Annotated in this window: 17 protein-coding genes; 6 read left to right on the forward strand and 11 right to left on the reverse strand. The window is 43.3% G+C overall.

Features of this window, described 5'->3' with window-relative positions; translation table 11 throughout:
• Positions 1 to 23 precede the first annotated feature (23 nt).
• Positions 24 to 3881 (reverse strand): exodeoxyribonuclease V subunit beta, encoded by a 3858-nt coding sequence (gene recB, locus IW644_RS13620; RefSeq protein WP_269918064.1) that lies wholly within the window; start codon positions 3879 to 3881, stop codon positions 24 to 26.
• The gene (recC, locus tag IW644_RS13625; RefSeq protein ID WP_269918065.1) at positions 3878 to 7504 is read right to left on the reverse strand and encodes an exodeoxyribonuclease V subunit gamma; all 3627 of its coding nucleotides are present in this window, start codon (positions 7502 to 7504) and stop codon (positions 3878 to 3880) included. The genes recB and recC overlap by 4 nt, the downstream gene beginning before the upstream one ends.
• 639 nt (positions 7505 to 8143) lie before the next feature.
• On the opposite strand from recC, the gene IW644_RS13630 reads away from it, so the two are divergent.
• A complete protein-coding gene (locus tag IW644_RS13630; RefSeq protein WP_269918066.1) occupies positions 8144 to 8797 on the forward strand; it encodes a dUTP diphosphatase in 654 nt (217 codons plus the stop codon).
• A 218-nt stretch (positions 8798 to 9015) separates the two neighbouring features.
• On the opposite strand, the gene IW644_RS13635 is transcribed toward IW644_RS13630, so the two are convergent.
• From IW644_RS13635 to IW644_RS13665, 7 genes are all read right to left on the reverse strand, one after another.
• The gene (locus IW644_RS13635; RefSeq protein WP_269918067.1) at positions 9016 to 10695 is read right to left on the reverse strand and encodes an AMP-binding protein; all 1680 of its coding nucleotides are present in this window, start codon (positions 10693 to 10695) and stop codon (positions 9016 to 9018) included.
• Positions 10696 to 10912: 217 nt separating this feature from the next.
• Complete coding sequence (locus tag IW644_RS13640) at positions 10913 to 15085, reverse strand: EAL domain-containing protein (protein WP_269918130.1); 4173 nt, start codon at positions 15083 to 15085, stop codon at positions 10913 to 10915.
• A 245-nt stretch (positions 15086 to 15330) separates the two neighbouring features.
• Entirely contained in the window at positions 15331 to 16719 is a 1389-nt protein-coding gene (locus IW644_RS13645) for a ribonuclease J (RefSeq protein ID WP_269918068.1), read from the reverse strand.
• A 67-nt stretch (positions 16720 to 16786) separates the two neighbouring features.
• On the reverse strand, positions 16787 to 17020 hold the full coding sequence (locus IW644_RS13650; RefSeq protein WP_179983722.1) for a DUF2789 domain-containing protein: 234 nt from the start codon (positions 17018 to 17020) through the stop codon (positions 16787 to 16789).
• A 164-nt stretch (positions 17021 to 17184) separates the two neighbouring features.
• Positions 17185 to 17535, reverse strand: coding sequence for a DUF2750 domain-containing protein (locus IW644_RS13655; protein WP_269918069.1), 351 nt, complete (start codon positions 17533 to 17535; stop codon positions 17185 to 17187).
• 73 nt (positions 17536 to 17608) lie between these two features.
• Entirely contained in the window at positions 17609 to 18439 is an 831-nt protein-coding gene (locus IW644_RS13660; RefSeq protein WP_269918070.1) for a LysR family transcriptional regulator, read from the reverse strand.
• Between the two features lie 126 nt (positions 18440 to 18565).
• Positions 18566 to 18763: a hypothetical protein gene (locus IW644_RS13665; RefSeq protein ID WP_269918071.1), complete on the reverse strand. Its 198-nt coding sequence runs from the start codon at positions 18761 to 18763 to the stop codon at positions 18566 to 18568.
• A gap of 367 nt (positions 18764 to 19130) precedes the next feature.
• On the opposite strand from IW644_RS13665, the gene maoP reads away from it, so the two are divergent.
• Positions 19131 to 19487, forward strand: a complete 357-nt coding sequence (gene maoP / locus IW644_RS13670; RefSeq protein ID WP_269918072.1) for a DUF413 domain-containing protein — start codon at positions 19131 to 19133, stop codon at positions 19485 to 19487.
• A gap of 201 nt (positions 19488 to 19688) precedes the next feature.
• Positions 19689 to 20429 carry a PRC-barrel domain-containing protein gene (locus IW644_RS13675; RefSeq protein ID WP_269918073.1) on the forward strand — a complete coding sequence of 247 codons (741 nt, stop codon included), beginning with the start codon at positions 19689 to 19691 and terminating at the stop codon, positions 20427 to 20429.
• A gap of 87 nt (positions 20430 to 20516) precedes the next feature.
• On the opposite strand, the gene IW644_RS13680 is transcribed toward IW644_RS13675, so the two are convergent.
• A complete protein-coding gene (locus tag IW644_RS13680) occupies positions 20517 to 20828 on the reverse strand; it encodes an ArsR/SmtB family transcription factor (RefSeq protein WP_179983727.1) in 312 nt (103 codons plus the stop codon).
• Between the two features lie 189 nt (positions 20829 to 21017).
• Between IW644_RS13680 and IW644_RS13685 the strand changes: the two genes are divergently transcribed.
• Both IW644_RS13685 and IW644_RS13690 read left to right on the forward strand, forming a co-directional pair.
• Positions 21018 to 21362, forward strand: coding sequence for a rhodanese-like domain-containing protein (locus IW644_RS13685; RefSeq protein ID WP_269918074.1), 345 nt, complete (start codon positions 21018 to 21020; stop codon positions 21360 to 21362).
• Between the two features lie 61 nt (positions 21363 to 21423).
• Positions 21424 to 22347, forward strand: a complete 924-nt coding sequence (locus tag IW644_RS13690; RefSeq protein ID WP_269918075.1) for a LysR family transcriptional regulator — start codon at positions 21424 to 21426, stop codon at positions 22345 to 22347.
• 8 nt (positions 22348 to 22355) lie between these two features.
• On the opposite strand, the gene IW644_RS13695 is transcribed toward IW644_RS13690, so the two are convergent.
• Positions 22356 to 22961 carry an exopolysaccharide biosynthesis protein gene (locus IW644_RS13695; RefSeq protein WP_269918076.1) on the reverse strand — a complete coding sequence of 202 codons (606 nt, stop codon included), beginning with the start codon at positions 22959 to 22961 and terminating at the stop codon, positions 22356 to 22358.
• A 486-nt stretch (positions 22962 to 23447) separates the two neighbouring features.
• Between IW644_RS13695 and IW644_RS13700 the strand changes: the two genes are divergently transcribed.
• On the forward strand, positions 23448 to 24779 hold the full coding sequence (locus IW644_RS13700) for a sigma-54-dependent transcriptional regulator (protein WP_269918077.1): 1332 nt from the start codon (positions 23448 to 23450) through the stop codon (positions 24777 to 24779).
• Positions 24780 to 24790: the final 11 nt, after the last annotated feature.

The following is a 24790-nucleotide window of genomic DNA, read 5'->3' on the forward strand; positions in this document are numbered from 1 at the left end:
TAACTATATTGTCCTTGATGCCACTACTTGTCATCGAAACTAAACTGCTGCTGTTCTGAATGCTGTTGAGTAGTGCCTGCACTTTTCAAATTATCGCTTTGCTGACTATTGCCACCACTTTCAAATACTGAATCTATTTGCATGAGCAAAGACGAAGGAATATCGGTATAAAACACGCCTTCACCCCGTTCGTTCTCTGGGTGCATGCCGCGTAAATATAGGTAATACACACCGCCGAAATGAACATCAGGGTCGTAATCAGGCAGGGTATTTTTTAAATAGCGATGTAACGCTAAGCAGTAAATTAAATATTGAAGATCGTAAAGGTGGTGCTGATTATTGTGAAACAGCGCAACGGGTAAGTAGCTATCTAAGGTATCTCCCAGCCAGGTTGATTTGTAATCCGCCACAAAAAACTGACCATCATGCTCAAAAATCAAGTCGATGAAACCGTGCATCATTCCTTGCAATTTCGTCGTGATTAGCTGAGGCGCGGCCTCGGCCTTACCACCAATGGAGTCAGCTACAGATTGGCGGTGGCGAGTAAGAACATCACGAAGCTGTACCCATTGCGTATCGTTCATGGGAAAGTAGAACTCCGCTTCACGCAGGGTTTGCGCTAACGGTAAATCACTCATGCTTAATTGCATTTTAGGATACAAAGGCGTCTGTAACGTTTCTTCAAGCCACTCGTAAAGTAGCGGCGTGCGCTTTTCATCTAGACCAAAGCGTTTAACGAGTTCTTTGCCAGTTTCTTCCCATTCAGGCGCACTAAAATCACTGTTCTCAAGAATATCGTGAAGTAAGTTACCTGCGCTTGCACCTTTTTCCAAAGTAAAACGCAAGTCACTTTTACTGATTATAGTTGTAGTGCTAAAAGAAGGATCTGCATTACTTGCGCCTAACAGCTCTTCTCTCCCCACAAGTGAATCCGCCGCATACACCTCTTCATCACGAATGGTTTGAAGTACGGGCACACTCGGAAGTGTTTGACCTGAAGCTTCTACTGGTGTCGTGTTCGCGCTCGTGCTTACCGTAGTTAAACGGCTCATCGCTGAAAATGAATACAGCCGCCATTCTTCGCTCGCCGTGCCGGTAAATTGCAACGCGCTAAGTTGTGGCAGCTCATCTTCTTGCTCAAAGCCTGAATACACTTCTTCGAACTCGTCACCATCGATGTGGCTTGCATGAGACGCAACTTCTGCGGCGACCCTACTTAATACACTTGGCCAATCGTTGTTGCCGCTATCCCCACTTACGCCTAAGGCTCGAGCCAGTGCGCTTTTTTCATTGTTGGCAAGAGGTACAACCCCCATGTAGCAGCGGTGCGCTGCACGGGTTACTGCCACATAGGCCAAGCGCATATCTTCCGCTTCGCTTTCACGTTGAACCCGAGCTATGGCTTGTGGCGTTTGCCCCAGCTGCATCTGCAAGTCTTGCTTCTCTTCGTCGTAATAGGTAAAGATTTGCGATGTCGCCTTTCCATTTTTCGACGCGTCTTTATAGCCCGTGGCATAGGGTACAAAAACTATTGGATACTCAAGGCCTTTTGAGCCATGCTGAGTAATAAGACGAATAAGCTGACTATCACTCTCAAGGCGAAGCGTTAGCTCTTCGTCACTTTCCGGCTTGTGGATTTGCTTATTCAACCAATCCAATAGTTGCTCAGGGCGCTGGTGTGTAGTGCTAGCTTTTTCCAGTACTTCCGCTAAATGCTGATAGTTGGTTAACGCCCGCTCCACACTGTCGGCATGGGGCTGATAACTGTCTTGCATTAAGTGCAGCAGTACGCTCATACAGCCTTTTTGCAGCCACATCTCACGCAGGGATAGTACTTTATCGATAGCGGCATCCCACTGAGCATCATCTTCGTGATAAAGCAGTTCGATAAGGGTATTTGCGCTATAGCCCCAAAGCGGAGATGCCAAACTGGACGCTACTTTACTGGTGTCGTTCGCATGCCAAATGCCATTAAGCAACCTAAGCACGTCTTTCGCCTCAGCACTGGCAAATAGATTACTGCGATCGCTTAAATAAACACAGGCCAGCCCTTTTTGCTGTAATACATTTTTGATAGCGCCTGCTTCGGTTCTGTCTTTGACCAGAATGGCGATATCTTGAGGTTTTACTGGCGTAGTGTGACCGTCCGCCGCTTTAAAATGCGCTTCATTCAACAAGCGATAAATTTCTTGCGCAATCCACTGCGCCATTTTACGCCGCATAATGTTAGTGTTTTCTTTCTCCTCTAAACACATGCTCACGTAATTCATTGCACTGCGTTTCGCTACATTATTTTGCTCAGCGGGGTCTACCAAAGGTGCCTTAGCAGCTGCGGCTTTAGGGGTAAATTCAACAGGGTTGTAATTAATACCGAAGCCAAATACATCAGCGGGTTTACCCGATGCCACTGGCGCACCGTAGAATAATCGATTGTAGGCCCTTACCATACCTTCCACTGAACGCCAGTTAGTGTTCATAACCCAGCGGTAATCCGCCTGCCTACCCGCTTTTAAATAGGTAAAAATATCGCCTCCCCGAAAGCGATAAATAGCCTGTTTCGGGTCGCCAATCATTAGCAGCGCACTTTCATCAGCTTCAGCTAAATTAGGATATACCGAGTCTAAAATAGCGTATTGCTTAGCATCAGTGTCCTGAAACTCATCGATTAGCGCGACTGGAAACTTCTTACGAAGTTCTGGCACAAGGGTATTGTTTGGCTTTATAACCTCATCAGCTAACATGCGAATAAGGTCGTCGAAGTCGATAACACCCAACTGTTTTTTCTGCTTTTCAACTCGCTCTTTGATAAAAGCAATAGCTTCAATAACCAACTTGAAAACAGGTACTTTACCTAGTGCTTTATCTTTCTCGGCAAATGCTTTTTTAAGCGCACTAGCAAATTCCTTAATTGGCGTTAAAATCTCCTTTACGCCTGAAGAATTCCGAGCATATCGATTCCCCTTAACAAAAGCCTCTGCTTCTGGTGGTGCAAGATAATACTGCTGCTCACTTACGCAAGAGCCTAACCATGCTTTAAGCGCTGCCAATTCTTGGGGCCTTTCTTTTTTATGGGCCGGTGTTTTAATAAGCTGCTCTACGATTAGGCCTTCGTTTTCTTCCACACTTTGCAGTAAAGATTTCACATAGGTCAAAGACGTGTTTGGCGCGTCATCCAGCTGTTTGTTAAAAGCCGCTTCAATGTCGTCCTCAGTTAGCATTAATGGGGTCAGAGTACTTTTTATGCTGGCATTAAATTCACGCAGCAGGTTTTCAGGTGTATGCCAACCAGACTCTGCCAACAGCCTGAAATCGTCCTCACTTTTACTTATTTTTCGAATGAAATCTTCGGCAGCCTGAAGATATAAATCGCTAGTATCGTTACCCAAATTGAGCGACATGGCGAAGCCACTGTTGAACGCCAGCTGAGTAATAACGTGCTGACAAAAACCGTGGATAGTGAACACTGACGCCTCATCAAGCTCCAGCTGCGCTGCTTTTAACAGGGCTAAACTCTCATCAGGGTCGCAGCTATTAAACAAGCTCTGATAAACAGGGTCGCAGCTAGCGTCTATTTCGTTGCCGTTGTCTTTGGCTTGCTGCCAAATAAGCAATGCCTCTCTTAGGGTGGCCGCAATCCGCCCCTTAATTTCTTCGGTAGCGGCTTTGGTGAAGGTCATCACCAATATTTCTTTAACGTTAAGCTTTTTTTCTAACAGCAAGCGTAGGTACAAACGCGTAATGTTAAAGGTTTTACCTGTACCAGCGCTCGCTTCGATAAGGTGTCGCCCTTTTAGCGGCATAGCCACCACGTCAAGCAATTGCGCTTCGCTATGGGGTCGCTCGTTCACGTAATTTTCAGGGGATACAGAATTTTGGCTCATAACTTCTCCTCCTGAGACGCATTATTGACCATGGACAAAAGTACAAAGGCACACAAGTGCGGGGCATCGTTCCAGCTAACACCTTGCGGGAATAGCCAGTTGAGATAAGGATTGCTTGCCATATCTGCACTGTACTGCCCGTTACTTTGCTGCCAATCGGTGAGCGCACGCTGTAATTCAATTGTGTCAAAAAGTGCGGCAGATTGACCAACGATCTGTTTCGCTTTTTCGTTTCTGTCACTCATTATTTCGCGAGTAGTGTCGCTGTCTTTCTCAGCAAACGGGCAGACTTCCTCAATTACCTGTTGAATTAGATCGAGAATGGCTTTGTCTGTTTCACTTGTAACATCTGTACTATGCAGCAGTGCATGCAGTATATGGTTAAACATATCCGGTTTTATGCTTTCAACCACGGGCTTAGTCTCTGAGTTTCTTGTGCCGGGCATAAAGGTACCAAACAAGCTTAAATGCACTGGCGTTGGCGCCGTATAAACAGCCATATAAAGCTGTTCTATAAACAAGAGTAGCCGCACCGCAGTTTCTTGGTCATAAGAAGGGAAACGCTGTTTCTTCAATACAGTTTCGCCCTTTTCCCATGAACATGAATAAATATCCAATGGATAATTGCTGTATTTTGTTGCTTCATCACTGCATGAAAATATCAATTGAGAGATGAAAAAGCTTAACGCGCGGTGGGAGTCTATTTTACCGGCACAAAGCTCTACTAACGCGTCGCTACCAACAAGGGCAGTTGTGGTAAAGGTGATAAATTTACCTTGGAACTGCGCCTTTACAGGTTCAGCATCGTGAGGTCCCATAGCCTGACTTAATGCTAACGCCCCTTCTTTCCACATTTCAACTTCATCTCTGGCAACGGGGTTATTGGGAATATCGCCCCGAAGCGACGCAAAAGCGATCACCTGTTCACCGTATGAAATTGAGTCATGCTCTTGTGACAACTTGCGTTCAGGCGATGAGAAGATGGCATCAAGCACCTGATAGCGCAGTAACGCATTGGTCTCAAATGGCTCGCTGTTTTCCAGCAGCGTAAATGACTGTGATAAGTTTACACCTAGCCTTTGTATAGAAAAGTGCTCAAGAGGGTCTTTAAAGGCTCTTGCAACTTGGCTATTTGATAGTCGAAGTACTTGTGTTGAAAGCGCATTGGATGACTCATCAGGCATCGCTAAATGATTAGAGTCGTTGCTATCAACACCTGTCTTATCAGACTGTGACTTTGTATGCTGTAGCGCATCGGCCAGTCTAAGCCAACCGGTTTCGTAGCTTGGCAATTGTCCAGCGAACCCCTCTTCACTAAAGGGGTGAAGCGGCGCATGTACTCGGTATCTAGACAAGGCCAGAGCGTAGCTATTTTCCAGCATGTCCATAAACTCAGCCAGTACCAGACTAGGTTGGCGCTCACTGTTATTGGTAACGTCGTTGCCTTGATAGCTTAAGTACAGGCTTTCCCGCGTTGAAATAATGGCTTCAAGAAATAAATATCTGTCTTCCAAACGCCTTGAACGATCGCCAACCCTACGGTTCGCACCTGCCATTAAATCCAGGCCTAGGGGGCTTGATTTTCTTGGGAACTCACTGTCATTTAGGCCAAGAATACACACTTTTTTAAACGGTATACTTCGCATTGGCAACATTGAACATACCGTGACCTGACCGGTCATGAAGTGGTTACCTGCGTCTGGTGATGAGAATCGATTCAGCAAAAGATCGCGTACTTGGCGCAAGGACAATTCATGCTGGTAACCCGCTTCTTCGCATCGTGCTGCAAGATCGGCTGCAACGTTAGCAATAAGATCCCAGCTTTGCTGCTGGTCTTTTATAGGCATAAAGCACGCATCGCGAAGGTCGATTAACGCTTTGGACCACTGTTCAGGTGTTCTTGGAGCGGTTAACTCTTGTGCAAATTCCCCGAGCATTGCCACTATATCAATAAGTTTACCTAGGGTTAGCGCACTTTGCCCCTCAACGTCTGGAATAGTAAGTAGGTCACTCACAACCACTTCGGCGTCTTGCGCCAACATCCCCATTAGCAGCCTACGAATGCCCCACCACCAGCTGTACGTTTCATCTAGTTTAACGCCCTCCGATACAGCGGTTTTATGGGTACTATTAAGGCCCCAATGGATATGGGCTTGTTTCAGCCACACCAACATTTGTTCTATGTCGTCTTGAGACACTGAGAATCGTTTTTGTACAGAGTCCAGCTGCAAATAATCCATAATATCCGACACGCCAAAGCGGCTATCAGGTAGCTGCAAAAGCGCCATAAACGCCGCGATGAGTGGCTCTGCGTCCATAGGGCTTCTATCTGCAATGGTACAGGGAAGTCTAACCTGCCCGGTGCCAGCTAAGCTTTTAGTACCAACCCTGTGAAATACGGCATCAACAAATGGCGCATAGTTTTCAATAGCCGGGCACATCACAAGAATATCTGATGGGGTACGCGTTTTATCTTGAGATAACCAATGCAATAAATGGTCGTGCAACACTTGCACCTCGCGAAGCGCGGAATGAGTGCACATGATAGTGACGCTATCATCATTTTGTTTTAGTTCGCTAGTGAATGGCGCAGGTTGAGCGGCTTGTAAAATATCGTTGTGGATATAATCCAGCAGGCTGCGAGTTGGCTTTGTATCACCGTTGTCGACCACTTCGTCGAATTCTGGCGAATCAAAAGCGCTTATCTCAAACGTGTCCAGTTCGGTAAGAAGATTAAATAGCTCTCTTCCCTGCTTACCTAAGTTGCCAAGTAATGGATTGGACTGGTCTTCTTCCATCCATTTTTTAAGTCCTTCCAGGCGTAATAGCTTGGCTTGTTCGCTACTACTTTTCGCTTCCCCCCAATAATTTACGCTGGGGTTTAGGTGGAATATATGAATATCAATATGCTGTGCGAGGGCGTCAAAAAATGCTATTAGTTGCGGTGCCATGGTGTTAATGGCAAAGACAATAACGCGCTTGGGTAAATGACCGACGGGATCATTTGGTATGTCACCTGCCTCTAACGCTCCTAACGCTTCTAAGGTCATTTGATGCAAACGAGCAGGATGCAACGGCTCTTCTTTGGCAAGAATACGCCAAATTTCGCTTTGCCATAATTCCATATCATCGAATACAGCCCGTTCATTCGCTTCCCACTTAAACAGCCAGTCGGGACGGTATAAGAGATATTGTTCGTACACGTCAGCTAACGCAGTAGCAAGTTGAAGACGCTGAAGGCCCTGCTCCTGCTCGCTGCCGGCGTTTTTCCAATATCTATTTACTTGCTCAAAAGCTTCACTGTTCATCAGTGAGTCATCTTGAAGAATATTGTCAATGCGCCAAGTCAGTACTTCACGACGATAAGGAGATTGCTTAGGTACTTTATCCTGCCCTAATACAGAACGCGCTGTATTCCACATAAAGCGTACAGGCAGCGGGTAATCAATGTTCATCGCCACGCCGTGTTCAGTGGCTAATTGCATACTAACCCAATGTTGCATACCTGGGCTTTCAACCAGAATGGTTTCTGGCGTAAATACCCCCAAGGGTTGCTGACGTAAAAGCGTGGTAAGAAGAAAACTTAAGTGTTCTAATTTATTAGAGGGGTATAACGCAAGCAATCGAAAAATCCTTTGTAAAACGTGCTATTAGGTTCTGTATAAAGACTATGCACGCATCGTCGAACTTATCATTTAAGTGTATCGCATTAGGCCAAGTAGTTAAGTTATTTCTCAAAAAAATAGATAAGCAAATGTCTTATGAAGATAAAAATAAGGACTAAGGCAATGATATAAACAACCGTATCCAAACAACACAGTGGCAGCTAATAGGAAAAAGCTAGGTATCGGAGGTACGAGAAAAGTAATGGTATCGTTTTTTAGACAAAAAAAACCCATACAGACCTCAGGACACGAAAAATCTGTATGGGTAAGGTTTACGGTCTACTCAGTAACAACGTGAATAAGCGTTGCCTGGCACTCATTCACGTTAGCGCTACTGGGCAGCACTGTTAACTCTTTAGGTTTTGCAGGTAGAATGCCAATTTTTGTAATACTTAAAATTCAAACACTTAGGGCAATTTAGAAAATATGACTAATCAGTCATGGTTTTACTCTGGTGCAAGTGCACCACAAGCAAGCACTTAGTAAAGAAGATGCTTCACTATTATTGGCTAAAATTTAGCAGTTTCTCCTTCATCGTCATTCAAGTACAATTTCGCCTTTAAAAGATGCATTACACATTCACGGTCAGGAGCAACAATGTTAACCGCCCAACAACTCGCCACCATGCTTTCTCTTCAAGATAAAATGAACGCCAAAGTAAACCCAAACTGGCTAAATGCAGGATATGGATACTTGCGTGCAGCTATGGTTGAGTCTGTTGAAGCCATTGAACATCACGGCTGGAAATGGTGGAAAGCACAGAAAAAAGATTTGCCTCAGCTTCAAATGGAGCTCGTGGACATTTGGCATTTTGCGCTGAGCGCATGCATTATTGAATATAAAGGTGATATCAGTGAGTCAGCCAAAAGTATTGCGGCTGAGCTGGCAAGTGGCAATACTCAAGTGACCTTTGATGGTAAAGACTACGACGCATCTAATCAGTCCCTTCTTGATAATTTAGAATTAATGACAGGCCTATGCGCGGCTAAGCGCTTCAGCGTTCCACTATTTATGTTTATCGTGAGCCAATGCGAAATGTCGGCTAACGAGTTGTATCGTCAGTATGTTGGCAAAAATGTTCTCAATTTCTTCCGTCAAGATAACGGTTACAAAGAAGGAACATACGTCAAAGTATGGGAAGGGCGCGAAGACAACGAGCACTTAGTTGAAGTCATGGACGCACTTGATTTGACTAAGCCCGAGTTTAGCGATTTAGTGTACGAAGGCTTGCGCGCACGCTACCCTTCTTAAACTTCCCTTAGGCCCGATAAAGCTTCATCCCAATAGCGTTTTAAGCTTGAGCGTTGAAGTGAGACTCGCGTATTAGAGAGTGCTGTGTGGAGACTTGAGGGCGCAAAAGAAATAACCTGTTCAACGCCAGGCTGTTTTCATAAGGCTACTACAAAAAAGCTCTGTCCTTGGACAGAGCTTTTTTAATCTAACTAGAAAAATATGGTTAAGCAGGCGACTTACGCGTCAACCCACACCAATTTATCGCTGTAGTTACCTTGTATAATGTCAACAAATCGCTCTTCTAGCACATGGCGCTTAACCTTAAGCGTTGGGGTAAGTAAATCGTTCTCAATACTCCATTCGTTTTTCATTACAACAACGCGGTCCATTACCTGATGGCTTTCTAATTTAGCGTTGATAGCTTCAAACGTTTTCTTAAGGCTAGCTTCAATGCTGGCTTTGTCTTTCTTCTGCGCTTCCTCACTCAACACCAAAAGCGCAACCGGCTGAGGTAAGTTAGTGCCCGTTACACACACCTGTTCAACAACGGGGTTTTCCATAAATTTAGCTTCAATGGGTGCCGGTGTAACATATTTACCCTTCGCCGTTTTAAAGATGTCCTTCAAACGACCAGTAATTTTAACGTAGCCATCGTTATCTATGACGCCTTTGTCGCCAGTGCGCAAGTAGCCGTCTTCGGTGAAGACTTCAGCGGTTTTATCAGGCTCTAAATAATATTCCAGCATGTTGCATGGCGACTTAACCTGAATTTCGCCTTCCTCTGATGTGCGAATATCGACACCCTCATAAGGCTTACCGATACAACCAATTTTGTCGTGTCTGAAAGGTACACTACCAGTACCGTAAGCACTGTTTTCAGTCATCCCCCACCCTTCGGAAATGTAGATACCGATTTTCGCAAACCACTCAATAACAGCGGGCGCCAATGGTGCAGAACCGCTCGCCCATAAGCGCGCATTATTTATACCCAAGCCATTTCGAATCTTCTTGGCAACAATTTTGTTTAGGAAGGGTATTTTAAGTAGAGTATCTAGTTTTTTCTGCGGCATTTTCGCTAATACGCCCATTTGGAACTTTGTCCATAGGCGAGGCACAGAAATAAACAGCGTAGGCTGGCAATGACCTACATCTCGTTGGAAGGTCGCTAAGTCTTCCACAAAATGAATTTTTCCGCCGCTATAGTAGCTTGAAAGTTCTACAAGCACGCGCTCTGTAATATGTGCAAGGGGCAAATAACTCATAGTGCGATCATTTTCGTTGATGCCTAACTGATCCAGTGAACGTCGGGCTGCCCAACAAGCCGTGTTATAGCTGTGCACTACCCCTTTTGGCTGGCCGGTACTTCCGGACGTGTAGATAATTGTCATCATGTCGTCCATGTCAGGCACAGGTGAATCCGAGATTGGCGCTATATCCATGAACTCTTTCCACTGCTGTTTGGTAGCAATGTTTGGATAAGGGAAGGCAACAGTTAGATACTCTGAAGGAATTGAGGCTACCTGTTCGGCAGTATTATCAAGCTTTCCTACAAACAGCAACTGTACATCAGCGTGTTTCAGCACATACTGAACCGTATCAGGGCCGGCTGTAGAGAAAATAGGTACCGACACGTGACCTGCCATCATTATGCCCAGGTCGACAATAAACCACTCTGCACAGTTTTTAGAAAAGATACCAATGCGGCTGCCTTGTGGGAAATCTAATTCACGCAAGCGTGCCGCCACTTTTCGGGCTTGCTCCGCAACTTGTTTCCAAGTGTAATCGTGATATTCACCGTTGATTGGCTGCGTAAGAAATACGTCGTTGCCACGGTTTTTTTCCCAGTGGTACAACATACTTAATGGCGAGGTTGTTACTTCCGTGGTATTTGCGTTTACTGTCATGTCTAGCGGCATAAGTCACTCATATGTTGTTATAATGTAGCTCATTTTTACAATGATTTCACAGACTTCTAATAAGCCTTATTTTTTATGGAAAAACAAGCTTTTTAAACAAGCGTTTACATTATTTGCGATGAATAACAACAATTTGAGCGCTAAATTTAGTTTTTTTATACATGCGGCTTTTTACTCTTTATGATTGTTTAACGTTAAAAGCCGCTACTAATTACGTTTATTCAGACCAATTTTTAAACAAAATAGGTACTATTTCATTTGCCGCGCATGGCTTTGCGTAAAAATACCCTTGATGGAAATAGCAGGCCTTTTCGATAAGTTCGTCAACCTGCGCCTGTGTTTCAACGCCTTCTGCAACACAACTCATCTTTAAGTTCGTTGCGAGCGCGATAGTCGTTGTTACTAAGGCTTCGTTGGCATTACCCGGTGCCATCTCATTAACGAAGCTTTTATCAATTTTTAGTACCGATAACGGGTAGCGTTTTAAATAGCTTAGCGATGAGTATCCAGTTCCGAAGTCGTCTAACGCTAAAACAAAGCCTTCTTTTACGAACCGCTCAATCTGGCGTAACGCATTATCGCTATCATCCATCAATACGCCTTCTGTGATCTCAAATCTAAATGCCTCTTTTGGTAAACCAAACTCGCTCAACAGGCTTAGTACCCCGCTTAGGTCGAACTCAGTTTTAAAGTGGAGGGCAGATAGGTTTATTGATACATAACCGTCGAAGCCTTTTTCATACCACAAAGACAAATCTTCAGCCGCGCGGCGCATGGCTTGCCTTGTCACTTCAATGATGTATTTAAGCTCTTCTAAAACTGGAATGAACTGATCGGGGAACAGCGGCTCCTCGTCTAACCTTCCCCGAAGCAGCAGTTCTACCCCAATCGTTTTATTAGTTCTTGCATCTATGATGGGCTGGTAATGATTAAAGAAGCAGTCATCTGAATAAGCGCGTTTTACTTTGTTTTCTATCTGCAAGCGCGTTTTTGCGCGTTCATTCATATCACTTGTGAAATAAGTAAAACCGCTCAACGCATCTTTTTTAGCGCTGTACATAGCAACATCAGCTTGCTTGATAAGCTCGGCAGGTTCAGACGCATCTTCCGGATAAAAAGCAACGCCAATACTACAAGATACACGAAGCACTTCTTCAGCCAATGAAATAGGTGTTTCTACCGATTCAATAATTTGCGCTACAAATGAACTTAAATCATCGTCGGCGCCCACCTCTTCAATAACAATCACGAACTCATCGCCACCAAGACGCGCAACCGTACCCGACTCTGCCACCAGGTTTCGCATTCTATTAGCGACAATACGTAGAAGTTTGTCGCCATAATCGTGACCTAGAGAATCATTGATGCCTTTAAATCTGTCTAGGTCAACAAACATCACAGCTACACGATGCCCATGATGACGCGCAAGCCCTATGGCGTGCTCAAGTCTATCGAGTAGTAACGTCCTGTTAACCAAGCCGGTAAGACTGTCGTAGGTGGCAATTTTAAGCAGCTTGCGTTCTGCATTTTTTTGCTCGGTAATATCAGATATAACAATCAAGTAGTGTTCTGCGTCATTAGTTTCGCCACTTACTGCTGTTATATCTATCAAAACGTCGTAACGTTTACCGTCAGCACCATCAATAGCGGTCTCATCTTTCCAAAAGTCACCGCCTTGCATTTCGGGTAACTTACCCGAAAGGTGTCGATTAAGGTTGGGATAACGCAGGTAAAGGCGAGCTAACTGTTTTGGCAGTGGCTCCCTGCTATTAAATCCAAACACTTGCTCGAAGGCGGGGTTAGCGGCAACTAAACGCTTATTTTTATCAAAAATGAGTACCCAATCCCGAGTTTGTCTAAACGCATCGCTAAATAAGGTAACCTGTTGTTGCGCCTTCTGCAGCCTAAACAGGTGACGTTGTCTAGAGAGTAAATAAGCGACTAAAAGGCCAATAATAAGCGTGGCATATAAGGAGTAAGCCAGTGGTGAACGAAGCGGAGCATAAGGCATGGAGAGCGTTATTTCTGCCGGCAATACGTTAAATTCGAAGCTACCTGGCGTCGGCGCCACGGTAAAGACATAGTCGCCAGGCTCTATATTGGTAAAGGTTATTTTCGCATCGTCGGTAACACCTTCTGTTACCACGCGGTCACCGTTAAGAAACTTATAGTAATATTTAACTTTACCTATTCCAGACATAGCAAGCGAAGAAAAGTGAATGGTTAACCCGTAGTCTTCATAGTCTAAATTAAAGTGGTAACCACTTAAGTTTTTTAAGGGCTGGCTAAGAGCACGATTGTCTACTGCAACTTCAGTAATGGCCGTTTTTTTGCTCAGCATGCTTTTCTCTGTATCTAATCTTTCAAGCTGCGAGGCCGAAAATACAACGGCTCCACTTGTTGAACCATAGGCGAGCCTTCCATCATTAAGTTTTAGCGAAGCACCTTGGTTAAATTCAGAAACACTTAGCTCACGACCGTATATGAAATTTTTGATTTGTGCAGTGGAAGGATCGTACCGATGAAGACCTTTATGCGAGCTAAACCAGATGTTCCCAAACTCATCTTTTTGAAGCCCGTAAACTATGTTTGATAACAAAATATTAGTGTCGTTTAAATTATATAGGGGTTCGAATGTATCAGCATCGACACCAATCAAACCAACGCCATTGTAGGCAAGCCATAACACGCCCATATCGTCAATGACCCAAGATGATATTGAGCGCTCGTTTCCGCGCTGCGACTCTGGGAAACGATAAACAAGTTCATGTCGCGAAGTCTCAGGATCTATTAACCACAAGCCTCCTTTGGTAGCCAAGAACAACCTATTGTTGTGATAGGAAGACTGCCCTATAAAGCCATAAGAGAAATTGATGTCGAAAACTCGTGAGTCTAAATTAAGTGGAGAGATGGCTTTATTTTCGACGTCATACTTAAAAAAACCCTCATACCCAATAAAGTACAAAACATCGTTATCAGACAGAACCATACCGGGAATATAAGTATCGAAGACAACATCATCTCCGCCACTAAGTACTTCTGGGCGAGATATTTCCTCTGTTTTCGGGTCGAATAGTCGGATGCCCTCATAAGTACTCACGAACAGCTTGTCGTTTTCCAAAGGAATAATTTTATCTACCGCTCCCTGACCATAAACTTTGGTGTCAAAATAAAGAAACTTGTCAGATGTTTTTGTTGTGAAGTCATAATGATTTAGCCCATTGTCAGTACCTATCCATATTTTATTGGGCTCGGTTTCCGCGAAAGTCCACACTACGTGACTAGTTAAAGTGCTTTCTGCACCCGCTCGCTCGTTCTGAATGGTAGATATATCAGCACTTTTAACACCGAAGTACAGCGCGCCTGCGTAGACAGAACTCATCCACAAGTTATCCGTTTCGTCTTTTGCTATTGCTGTAATTTTTTTATTCGAGATTTCAGTGAACCCATTATTGGGCTCTAAAATGTGTTCGCTCTCCCAACCGTCTGACGCTTTAACTAGTCGATACAGACCCTTATTAGTCCCCATCCAGAATGCATTGTCCTTGTGCTGAACCATAGTCCACACATTTCTATTATTGACTACCTGATCAAATACACTCTTTTTAACGCCGTTGACTTGCGCTATAAAATCTTCTTTTTGTGCGACGAACACGCCAAGTACCGTTGAAATCCATACTCTGTTTTGTTCATCCAACAGCAGAAACTTCGCATTGATGTTGTCAATATTCTGTGGTGTCTCGCCTAAGTAATCTAAGCTAACCAGTGGCTGTTCTGTATCGTGTATATTTTTTACATACGCGCCTTTAGATGTTGCTACCAGCAAAGTATCGTCAATAGTAATAGCAGCTCGAATGATATGATTATTTTCCAAAAGCTCAGTAGGTAGCTTAGCAAGGCGAGTTAATTTCTTTTCTTTAGTATCAAATAGCTGAACTTCTTCGGGAAGCGCGATGACCAATTTATTAGTAGTGTACCAATGGAATGTCTGGGCGTGTTGAACCATACCTTCAATATCGTGGTAACTCGTAGGCTCTATTTGAACAATTTTTTGGGTAGTTAAATCCAGATAGTAATTACCCTTGCCAAAAATGCTAAACCAAAGCCCTTCGGAGCCTTGCAGCGCTAATCTGTGAATTGAAGCATCAAGTAGCGTGTTAGTAGAATCCGTTATCCGTTTTGTTCTAACGCCGTCCCAGCGCACTAATCCACCTTCAGTGGCAATCCACACAAACCCATCGTCACTTATTACAATGTCGTTTACGACATCTTGAGGCAGTCCATTTTTTGTCGAAAGCGATTGGAAAACTGGGTTGGTAAGCCGTGGAGAAGCCTCTGCATGAATACAAACAGTAAAAGCCAAAAGAACCAGGTAGGATAAAAACTTCATCACAAGTTGTTCGCATAATTTAAATTTTTATTATGCAATTAAGTGTACCAGAATGTTCGAAACATGGGCAGTTTCAAAAGCAGGTTTTTACACTTCCTTAAGATACCGCTATCGCATTGATATTAATAAACTAATTACACTAGAGGCAAGACGTTTAAAAACGCAAAAAGTAAGTCTTAAAAGGATTAAAGAATGATTAAATCATGCCAAGACTTTTTCTTTCTTCCCTACTTTTTTCGAAAAGTTTAGTCTTGTTGAACTGGCACCCGCCCCACTGGAACAACTTGGCGGCGAATGCTGGGCTGAGGAGATAACCGATACAAATCGCCATTTTGTCCCACGTAGTGTTTCATTACCCCGCACGCCTTAGCAATATCTGCATGTGCCTGTAAATGCATATGCTCACCATGCACCGGTATAGCAATTTTAGGTTTAACCCAGTGGTACATAAGTTTAAGTTCCTCAGCGCAAGGATGGCCGCTGGCATGAATAGGCAAGGCGCTATCCTCGCTGTGAATTACAGTAACCCCTTTCGCCGATAACGCTTTACTTAAACGCCCTACACTCTCTTCGTTACCAGGGATCACAATAGAGGAAAATATAGCAGTGTCGCCTTTGTCCAAAGTTAAGTGTGGATGATTATCGCGAGCTAAACGCGCCAAGGCTGTATTTTTCTCGCCTTGACTCCCTGTTGCTACTGCTAAAACTTCATGTGGCGGCAGATAACCCAAGTGTTGAGGGTCAGTTATTGGTAAATCATCAGGCCAAATACCTTGCTGCTTCGCAATACCATACATATTTAATAACGAACGTCCGTACAGCGCCATGTAGCGTTTCGTTTTTTTAGCAATTTTAGCTAACGAAATAAGCCTAGCTATGTTACTGCCGAAGCACCCGACTACCACCCGCCCTTTAAGCGGCGAAATAGTACTGAGTAAACCGTCATAACAGTTTCTTTCAGAAATGGAAAAACCAGGCTTTGGGGCATTGGTAGAATCGCCGACTAACGCAAGGATGTTTTCGTTCCCTAGTTGCTTATAAAGGTTTACATCAAAGGGTAATCCAGTGATGGGGTTAGCGTCGATTTTCCAATCAGCAGTGTGTAGAACAGTGCCTGCAGGTGTTGTAATTTTGAGCGCAAAAGGCTCAGGCAAAGAGTGTGTAATAGCCAACCAATTGACGTTAAAGGGACCAATTTGGCGGGTGTCACCAGCCTCTACTTCAACGATAGGAATACGGTTGGCAAGCTTGCTCCTAGCTAGTTTGCGCCTTAACACCTCGGCAGTAAATGGGGTAGTAAAAATCGGCGTCTGAAACCGCTCCCAGAGGTAAGGGATAGCGCCGACATGATCCTCATGAGCGTGAGTGATCACAATGCCGGCCAATGAATCTTTCTGCTTCGCTATAAAAGTTGGGTCAGGCGCAACTACTCGATGCGTAGCACCCTTAGACGAAGTAACGCTGCCTACTGAAGCGTCAGTTTTGTAGTTCGGAACAAGGGGCTCATCGAATGACACCCCACAGTCCACCATCAACCATTGACCATTGTGTCCGTATAAATTTAGATTCATACCAATTTCGCCTGTCCCTCCTAAGGGGACAAACCACAAATCATCAATGTTTGGGTGTAACAAAGCGGATACTACCTTTTTTAAAAATTAGAAATTAGCTAAGAAAGCGATAGATGCATGCTAAGTCGCGTTATTCGTGCAGTTCTACATTTAACTGATCGATAACCTCAGCCCATGCAGCATCTTCTACGATAGCATCTTTCAAAAATGCGGACTGACTTTCGCTCCAGTACGGTGCCTCGTGCAAATGCTGACTTTTGTTTAGTCCTCTATGTGTTTCGAAAAACTCTGCAATTTCTTCGTCTGAACTTCCTAGACCAAGTTGACTAAATAGGCTGTTCATTGTGGGTTGTTCAGTAAACATAACGCCTCCTTTGGGTTATCTAATAACAAGAGACATAGATACAAAGAGCGGCCTATGATTAAACTGCCGCTCAATTGTATCTATCTACTTACTAAATAACTACCCTAGGCTCTTTGCTTAAGATCACCCGTAACTTTTGAACTTACAGTATCTTGAGCACCATGTTAAAGGTACTCAGCAAACTCTTGTGGCGAAATGACCTCACCTTCTTCAGCGGGAACAGGACAAACAATAACCATGAGTTCGTCTTGCGTCATACCTGGAACCCATTTGGTTAGAAACTCTTCAGTACTGAGTTCCATTGCTTCACAGTGAGCCCAATCTTCTGTAGCCCACAAACGCGCAAGTTCAGCGTCTGGCCAAACCGGTACACCATCTTCTTCGTCGGTGGTTAACATAACGCAACCATGTTCATCTTTAAGGATAAACAATTTCTTATCAGATTTAATCGTGGCCAGGCTAGTTTCTAAGCGTTGGAAGGCGTTTTTTTCTAATAAAGGATGTATTTGAGACATAGTACTCTCTTTTAAATTCTGTTGTTGATGCGCCATATATGATTGGCATTTGCGCAAAACCTTTTGGGTCCATTTAACTTACTGTAGATACGCTGTTTATTATCTCTGCAAGGCCCACGCGTCGTATTTGCTTCATGCTGTGTATGTATAACCTTAATGGTATGTTTTCAAGGGTTCTTATCTTAACCACGTTAATATGGGCCGGTATCTGCTTTTCTATATTGGTGGGCAGTACGGCTATTCCCCCTTCGCTAAGTAAGTTATTTAGCGCAAGATTAAGCGAATTAGTCCTTAACTTTGCATCGCGAAGCTGCGGGTAGGCGGTAAGAAGCCAGTCTCTCGCTTTGGTACCCCAGTCAATTGCTACAAAATCAGCAGCATTAACAGCATCGGAAATTTCACCTACACGGTATAATGCTATTTCGTGTTCCATCAAAACCTCGCTATTCACTTCTTCAGACTTAAGCGGCTCAGTAGAAAAAGCGAGATCTGTAACTCTTTCATGTAGTTGACGTGACAGTGAGTCGAGCGTCAAAACTTCTGCCTTTACGGAATAGTCAGGAAATGAGTTGTGAAGGTGGCTTAGCATTGTGGGCAACAGTAATTCACTGGCAAGCTGTGTTGCCCCGCAAACCACATACTCAGACGATTGTACCTGCAGCTCTTGTTTGGCTTCGTTGAGTGTGGCACACAATTGCTTAGCGTAGGGCAGCAACTTTTCCCCAGATTGCGTGAGTTGGATACTGTTGCGCTGTCTAATAAAAAGCGTCGTGTGAAAATACTCCTCAAGCAGCTTTATTCTAGCACTAACGGCAGATTGAGTGAGGTAGAGATTTTCAGCGGCTTTACCGAAGTGACGTGTTTTTGTCACCTCTATGAAAGTGGTGAGAAAGCGTATATCCATGCTTGATGTACAACCGAATTGATATGGCTCTAAATTGACATAGATAATACGGTAAGTAAATATAAATGCACAGAAGCGCACCGCTTTAATCGATGCGCTTAATCAAAAATTCATCAACTTGTTGCGTTAATACTCTTCTTGATGCAAACGACGCTGCTTCTCTCGGCGTTGCATGTCCCGCTTCTGTTTTATTTTTACAGAGCTGTGACGTTTGGAAGTTGATTTTTTTGCGTGAAGACCTTCCTCTTCTACCGAGTCCCATTCATCACGCTGGTAACGATAGTCTTTACTCATTGACTTCTCTGGGTTATGAACACTTTTCAATTATCATCCTAAGCCGAAAAATAGAAAACGAATTTTAATCATCGTAGCGACAAGAATTTTTGATGACATTTTTACTGTATTTTCACAGGAGCACTTCGCCAACACATGTTTCATTTTTGTTACAAATTTCCCACCGCAAAAACTTGTTCCAAAAGTCGGATATATTGATAAATTTCATCAGGTTAAAAGAGGTGAACTCTCGTTCTATAACGTTTCAGAGAGCCTATTCGCGGCAATATTCTTATTAGATTCCATTACTTTTTGACCTATTAAAAATTTTTTATTGATAAGGAAAAAATCTTTTGTTTTATCTTCGGTTATATTTATTTTAAAAGTGCGCTGAACAAAACAATACGTTGGGTACAACATGAAAAGTTTAGCTATTCGACTATCTGCAAAACCATATATTGACCGTCAAAAGTTTCCCTATGGATTTCGTAAATCAGGTGACTTCAGTATCACTGAAGCCGATCTTCTAACTAACTATGGCAAGACTTTATTAGGCCTCGAAAACGGTGAACTTTCGCCAGAAAGTGAAGATGAGCAACACTTCGTTTCGTTCATTAATGGCAAAGTTGAAGCAGTAAATAACCTCGAAAAGGCATGGGCAAAATATGTAAAGCTGGCAAGAGGGAAAAAACATTTTTATACCCTTCATAGCAGTGCTAGTAATCAATCAGAATACGATGATGATTATTCTGATGAAGAGTTTGATGTAGCCTAACCCTAAAACATATCAGTCAACGTTAAAAAGCTCGCTCAGGCGAGCTTTTTTGTTTTAAGCGATAAATGATCTCAATCAAGGTTAAGCAAGAAGAAAATGAAGAAAGGTTAAGGACTGTCTACACTTAGAGTATTAAAGAGTGACGTTAACTAATAATAACTGTCGCTCTATACAAAGAGCCCTAGCAAAGGAGGCGCAACGATGATCATTAGTTCAAAACAGCTTACTCACTTTTCTATTCATGCCGTTGATGACAAAGTAGGCGGCGTTCGCGATATTCTTTTTGACGATGAAACGTTTACCGTACGTTATCTGGTTGCAGATACAAATACGTGGCTTCCGCTTAGCAGAAAAGTGGTTATTTCTCCCATTGCCGTTACAGAACTAGACAGCAGTGATGACAGTGTTCATGTAAATATGACTGTTGAAAAGTTAAAGAACAGCCCATCAATTGATGAACATAAGCCCGTGTCTCGAGAGTATGAGGAGAACCTCTTTAAATATTTCGGCTACGGCTACTACTGGATTGGGCCAGGAGCATGGGGAGAGTTTGCACATCCCAATGAGCTTGTTGAATTACAGCAGGCGGAAGAATCTGAAACACTTAACCCTAAGAAAACAAGTAATCACTTGAGGGCTGTGGGAGAAGTGGGAGGCTATGAAGTTGCCACGACTACCGACAATGTTGGGCACATAAGCAACTTTATAATCGATACGCGAAGTTGGAAAATAATAATGCTGGTGGTCGATACCAATAACTGGCTTCCAGGCGGTAAACACTTGGCGCTATTGCCGGGGGATATTGAAAATATTGATTGGGCCGCACACAGTGTCGCGGTTAACCTAAGCCATGATGAATTAGTCAATAGACCAGAAGTAGATAGTGATAGAATTCCAGAAGAAGATTACATCGCCATGTTGTGCAAACAACTGGATAAATAGTTTCAGATATGAATTTGAAGGAATGTTAAACGATACAATGTCCGCTATGTGGCGGACATTGTTGTTTTAATGATAATTAAGAAAAACCTACTCGCAGAAGAATTCGTCCATCAGCGCAATAAGTCGTTTAACACGCTCATCCGCAAGACGATAGTAAATTGTTTGGCCTTCCCTTCTGGTAGCTACCATTTTTGATTCTCGCAATAATGCGAGGTGTTGAGAAATCACGGGCTGTGAAACATTGACTACCTCTAGAAGCTCGGTTACCGACTTTTCCTCTTTCAACAATGAACAAAGCACCATGAGACGTGTTTTATTCGCAAATTGTTTAAGGAAGATCTCAGCTTCCACCGCATGTTCCATAATATCATCTGAACCTATTACCATATCCTCAGACATAAGCACTTCCTTTCTTTAACGTTTCTGGCAATAATTTAGCTATTAATTATACTAAAGTATAAGACATTTTGCCGACTTGCCATTATATGCGATGAATTCCGGTAATTGATATTGTTTTATTGAATTTCCATTTATACATTAGGTATTGCTTATTTATTTTGTACAAAATCGTTATAAATTGGGAGTACTATGCTAATAGATATTAAAACTCGAATTGAGAACATCAGTTTCGATATTCGTTGCGTCACTGCACAAAAAGCGTCTGAAGAGTTAGTGCGTAATGATGGAACCCTTATCGACGTAAGGGAAAGCGGCGAAGTAGCGAGCCAGCCAGTCCCCTCTGCCCTCAACATACCCCGAGGCGTGCTTGAGATGAAAGCATTGGAGAGATTCAAAGATGCCTCAATACCGCTCTACATCCATTGTGCATCTGGCGTTCGTGCAAAGTTAGCTGCTGAGCAACTAATGCAGATGGGATACGAGAAGGTATCAGTGGTAACGTGTCCCGTATCAACCATTAATCAAGCCTTTTAAGAATGACTTGTATAATCTGTCTATGCTATAAGTAGCCCAAAAGACAGGTAAAGGGCGTTGTATGCTTAAATCCACATTAGAACAATGGCGTATGTTTAAAGCCGTTGTTGATGCTGGTGGCTTCAATCAAGCAGCTGCAGAAGTACATAAAAGTCAATCTAGTGTTCATCACGCTGTTCAAAAACTTGAAAACGCCATTGGTGTAACACTATTTGAAAATATTGGTCGTAAAGTACAGCTTTCTCCACAAGGTGAGCTCATGTACCGTCGAGCTTCGTTTTTGCTCAACGAAGCTCAAAAGCTTGAAGCGGTAGCAAGTAGCTTAAAAGTAGGAACAGAAACAACACTGCGCATAGCTGTAGATATTATCTTCCCTTCTGAATTATTGTATAACGTACTTGCTAAAGTCTCTGCAGAGTTTCCGCTCTTGCGTATAGAAATAGAGGAAACCGTGCTTAGCGGTGCTAACGCGTTATTAAGTAGCGGAAAAGTAGATTTGGGCATTTCTCCCTTTGTCTTTCCGAATGGCTTTAGCGAAGACTTATGCGAAATTGAGTTCGCCGCGGTGGCTCATGCTAAGCACCCTTTACACCAATTAAACAGAACCCTAACCTTAGAAGACCTCAAAACTCATCGTCAGATTGTAGTTCGTGACTCTTCTGCAGAGCGCAAGGCAGATGTGGGTTGGTTAGGTGCAGAACAACGTTGGACAGTGAGCCACGTAAGAACATCTTTAGATATCATTGCTCAGGGACTGGGATTTGCGTGGCTACCTATAGCAATTATTAAGGAAGAATTAGAAAACGGTACCCTAGTTCCGCTTCCTTTAGATAACAATGCGGCGTTAAGAAAAGCCCTTCTCTATCTTTCTTTTGAAGATGGAGACACCTTAGGCCCGGCGGCGCGGGCATTTATGGGTGAACTCAGATACCAAACAATGAACCTACCTACCTCAGATTTTATGCTTGATTCATGCTCAGTGTAGCTCGCGCATTAGCTAACAACTGCCGGCAAATGCTGAAAGCCTAACACAAATCCAAACAGTGAAATTGTTACACCTATCAAGGCTACTGCCCCATCGTCAGTAGCCATTCCAACGGCCATAATGAAAACTGCCAAAGCGGGAATAAGACCCATAAAGGGAATAAGCTCTAACGGAACCATTACCAAGCCGCAGCCCACACAATTTAAAGCAATTAAAGAGCGAAATACGGGCTGCCTCATAAAAAAACAACGGGGAACGAGAAAGCGGTCGACACTAGCTGCATAGGGTTTTATTTTTTCGACTATATGGCGTAGTTGATCAGCATCGCAATGTATATCCATCACTTTTTGAGGTAACCATGGGTGCCTGCTACCGAGTAATATTTGCAATGCAATAAGTAAAATCGTAACACCGGTTAAAGAAGGTACACCAGGAATAGCGCCTATAGGGGTGCAGGCGATAAACGACGGAAGCGCTAGCATTGGGCCAAAGCCCCGCTTTTCCATAACTTCCCAAAAATCTACAAAATAAAATAAATCTTGACTAGCCCGAGGCTGCATTTTTGTCAGCAGCTCGGTTAAAGTCATTGATCTCTCAGCTGTTTTTGCCCACATTTTCAATTCCTTTGACATAAATTTAGCCGTAGTCCTCTAACTTCAGAGAGCAAATGCGGGCCTACCATACGCAAATTCTCGGTAAACCTTATCTATTCCTTTCACCAATAATAAAGTTGCTCTACATACAAATTGTGCGAAAAATGTGCCATAGCCAAGCTCACGTACACTTTATAAGCAAATGGGAATACTTTTTGCAGTTGTATGTAAATAGGTAACACTCAATGTGTGTTTGATAGACCGAGAATCTTCTAGATTAAATCAAAAAAGTAAAATTATAGACGGTCGTTTCTACAGATGAATCACAACAATTAATGTGACTTTATTGAACATTCATTCGGTTTTACCTGAACTAAACAAGTTATTGCTTGGAAAGGAGTCAGTATAGCTAGGTATCTAGTTATTTTTCCTTGCCTTTTATGATACAACTATAACATTGATTTTATTCCATATTTTAAATGGAAAGTAATAGAGAGGGACATCCACGTGCTAACCGTACTTTTAGTTGATGACGACGCCGAGTTTACAGAAGTAGCTTGTACTATTATTGAGTTTTTAGGCCACGACGTCCTAACAGCTGCGACATTGGCCGAAGCCCGCGACTGGCTAGAGAAAGAAACATTCGATCACGTACTGTTAGATTTCATGTTGCCCGATGGTAGCGGCGCTCATCTGTTTAATGAACTTGATGCGCTCCCCAAGCGTCCTCGTGTTACCTTAATCACCGGCCACCCTTCGGTTAAAAGTGTAATCAAAGGCTTGTGTGGCCCTACCGTAGACTACCTTGTCAAGCCAATACAGCGCGAAGAAATCGAGGCTGTGTTAAGTAAAAAGCCAAAAGAAAAAGCACCTAAAGAAGAGAAAATTGAAAAACACTTCGATTTGCTTATTGGCGAGTCAACGGTCATGAAGGAGTTATATAAACTCATTTCAAGGGTTAGCAAAACAAGCGCTAACGTCATGCTGTTAGGTGAAAGTGGTGTTGGTAAAGAAGTAGTCGCAGCTGCTATTCACAGAGCTTCAGAAAGTGAAGGTCCTTATATCGCTACAAACTGTGGCGCCTTTTCTAAAGAATTGATTGGTAGTGAGTTGTTCGGTCATGAGAAAGGTGCCTTCACCGGTGCTGTGGGCCGTAAAGAGGGTGTTTTTGAGCAGGCAGAAGGAGGCACCCTTTTCTTAGATGAAATCACAGAAATGCCTATCGATATGCAGCCTAACCTTTTGCGTGTGCTCGAAAACAAAGTGGTGCTTCGTGTAGGCGGCACAAAATCTATACCTGTAAACTGTCGCGTAGTATCTGCAACAAACAGAACAATGGAAGAAATTGCGCAAAGCAAAGTGTTGCGTGAAGATATTTATTTTAGATTGGCCGTTTTCCCAATCACTATTCCACCTTTACGTGAACGAAAAGAAGATATTCCGCTTCTAGCGAAAACCTTTATTGCCGAATTTAATAAAGACAATGGATCTCATTTTAAATGGGAAGATAATCAGCTAGAAACGCTTCAAGCCTACGACTGGCCTGGTAACGTTCGAGAGTTAAGACACTTTGTTCACCGTGCCGCCATTATGAGTGACCCTGAAAAGAGTGAGATTGAGCTACCTAAAACCATCGAATCTCCTTTTGCGCAAAAGCAGAGTACGACACCTGCCCTTCAAGCCGGAAGAACGATTGAAGATGTAGAAAAAGAGCTTATTTACGCCACATTAGAAAAAGTAAGTGGCAATAAAACCACAGCCGCAGAAATGTTAGGGATCAGTACCAAAACGCTGTACAACCGCCTTCATGCCTACGGCGACCTTAGCAAAGATGAGTAATGAGAGGTATT

The organism is Alteromonas sp. PRIM-21 (assembly GCF_027563165.1).
Taxonomy (GTDB): domain Bacteria; phylum Pseudomonadota; class Gammaproteobacteria; order Enterobacterales; family Alteromonadaceae; genus Alteromonas; species Alteromonas macleodii_A.

Coding starts and splice junctions, on each gene's coding strand:
- recB (WP_269918064.1), bottom strand. CDS start 3,881: ATGAGCCAAAATTCTGTATCCCCTGAAAATTACGTGAACGAGCGACCC.
- maoP (WP_269918072.1), top strand. CDS start 19,131: ATGAAAAGTTTAGCTATTCGACTATCTGCAAAACCATATATTGACCGT.
- IW644_RS13680 (WP_179983727.1), bottom strand. CDS start 20,828: ATGTCTGAGGATATGGTAATAGGTTCAGATGATATTATGGAACATGCG.
- IW644_RS13655 (WP_269918069.1), bottom strand. CDS start 17,535: ATGTCTCAAATACATCCTTTATTAGAAAAAAACGCCTTCCAACGCTTA.
- IW644_RS13635 (WP_269918067.1), bottom strand. CDS start 10,695: ATGCCGCTAGACATGACAGTAAACGCAAATACCACGGAAGTAACAACC.
- IW644_RS13690 (WP_269918075.1), top strand. CDS start 21,424: ATGCTTAAATCCACATTAGAACAATGGCGTATGTTTAAAGCCGTTGTT.
- IW644_RS13640 (WP_269918130.1), bottom strand. CDS start 15,085: ATGAAGTTTTTATCCTACCTGGTTCTTTTGGCTTTTACTGTTTGTATT.
- IW644_RS13675 (WP_269918073.1), top strand. CDS start 19,689: ATGATCATTAGTTCAAAACAGCTTACTCACTTTTCTATTCATGCCGTT.
- IW644_RS13695 (WP_269918076.1), bottom strand. CDS start 22,961: ATGTGGGCAAAAACAGCTGAGAGATCAATGACTTTAACCGAGCTGCTG.
- IW644_RS13660 (WP_269918070.1), bottom strand. CDS start 18,439: ATGGATATACGCTTTCTCACCACTTTCATAGAGGTGACAAAAACACGT.
- IW644_RS13650 (WP_179983722.1), bottom strand. CDS start 17,020: ATGTTTACTGAACAACCCACAATGAACAGCCTATTTAGTCAACTTGGT.
- IW644_RS13630 (WP_269918066.1), top strand. CDS start 8,144: ATGTTAACCGCCCAACAACTCGCCACCATGCTTTCTCTTCAAGATAAA.
- IW644_RS13685 (WP_269918074.1), top strand. CDS start 21,018: ATGCTAATAGATATTAAAACTCGAATTGAGAACATCAGTTTCGATATT.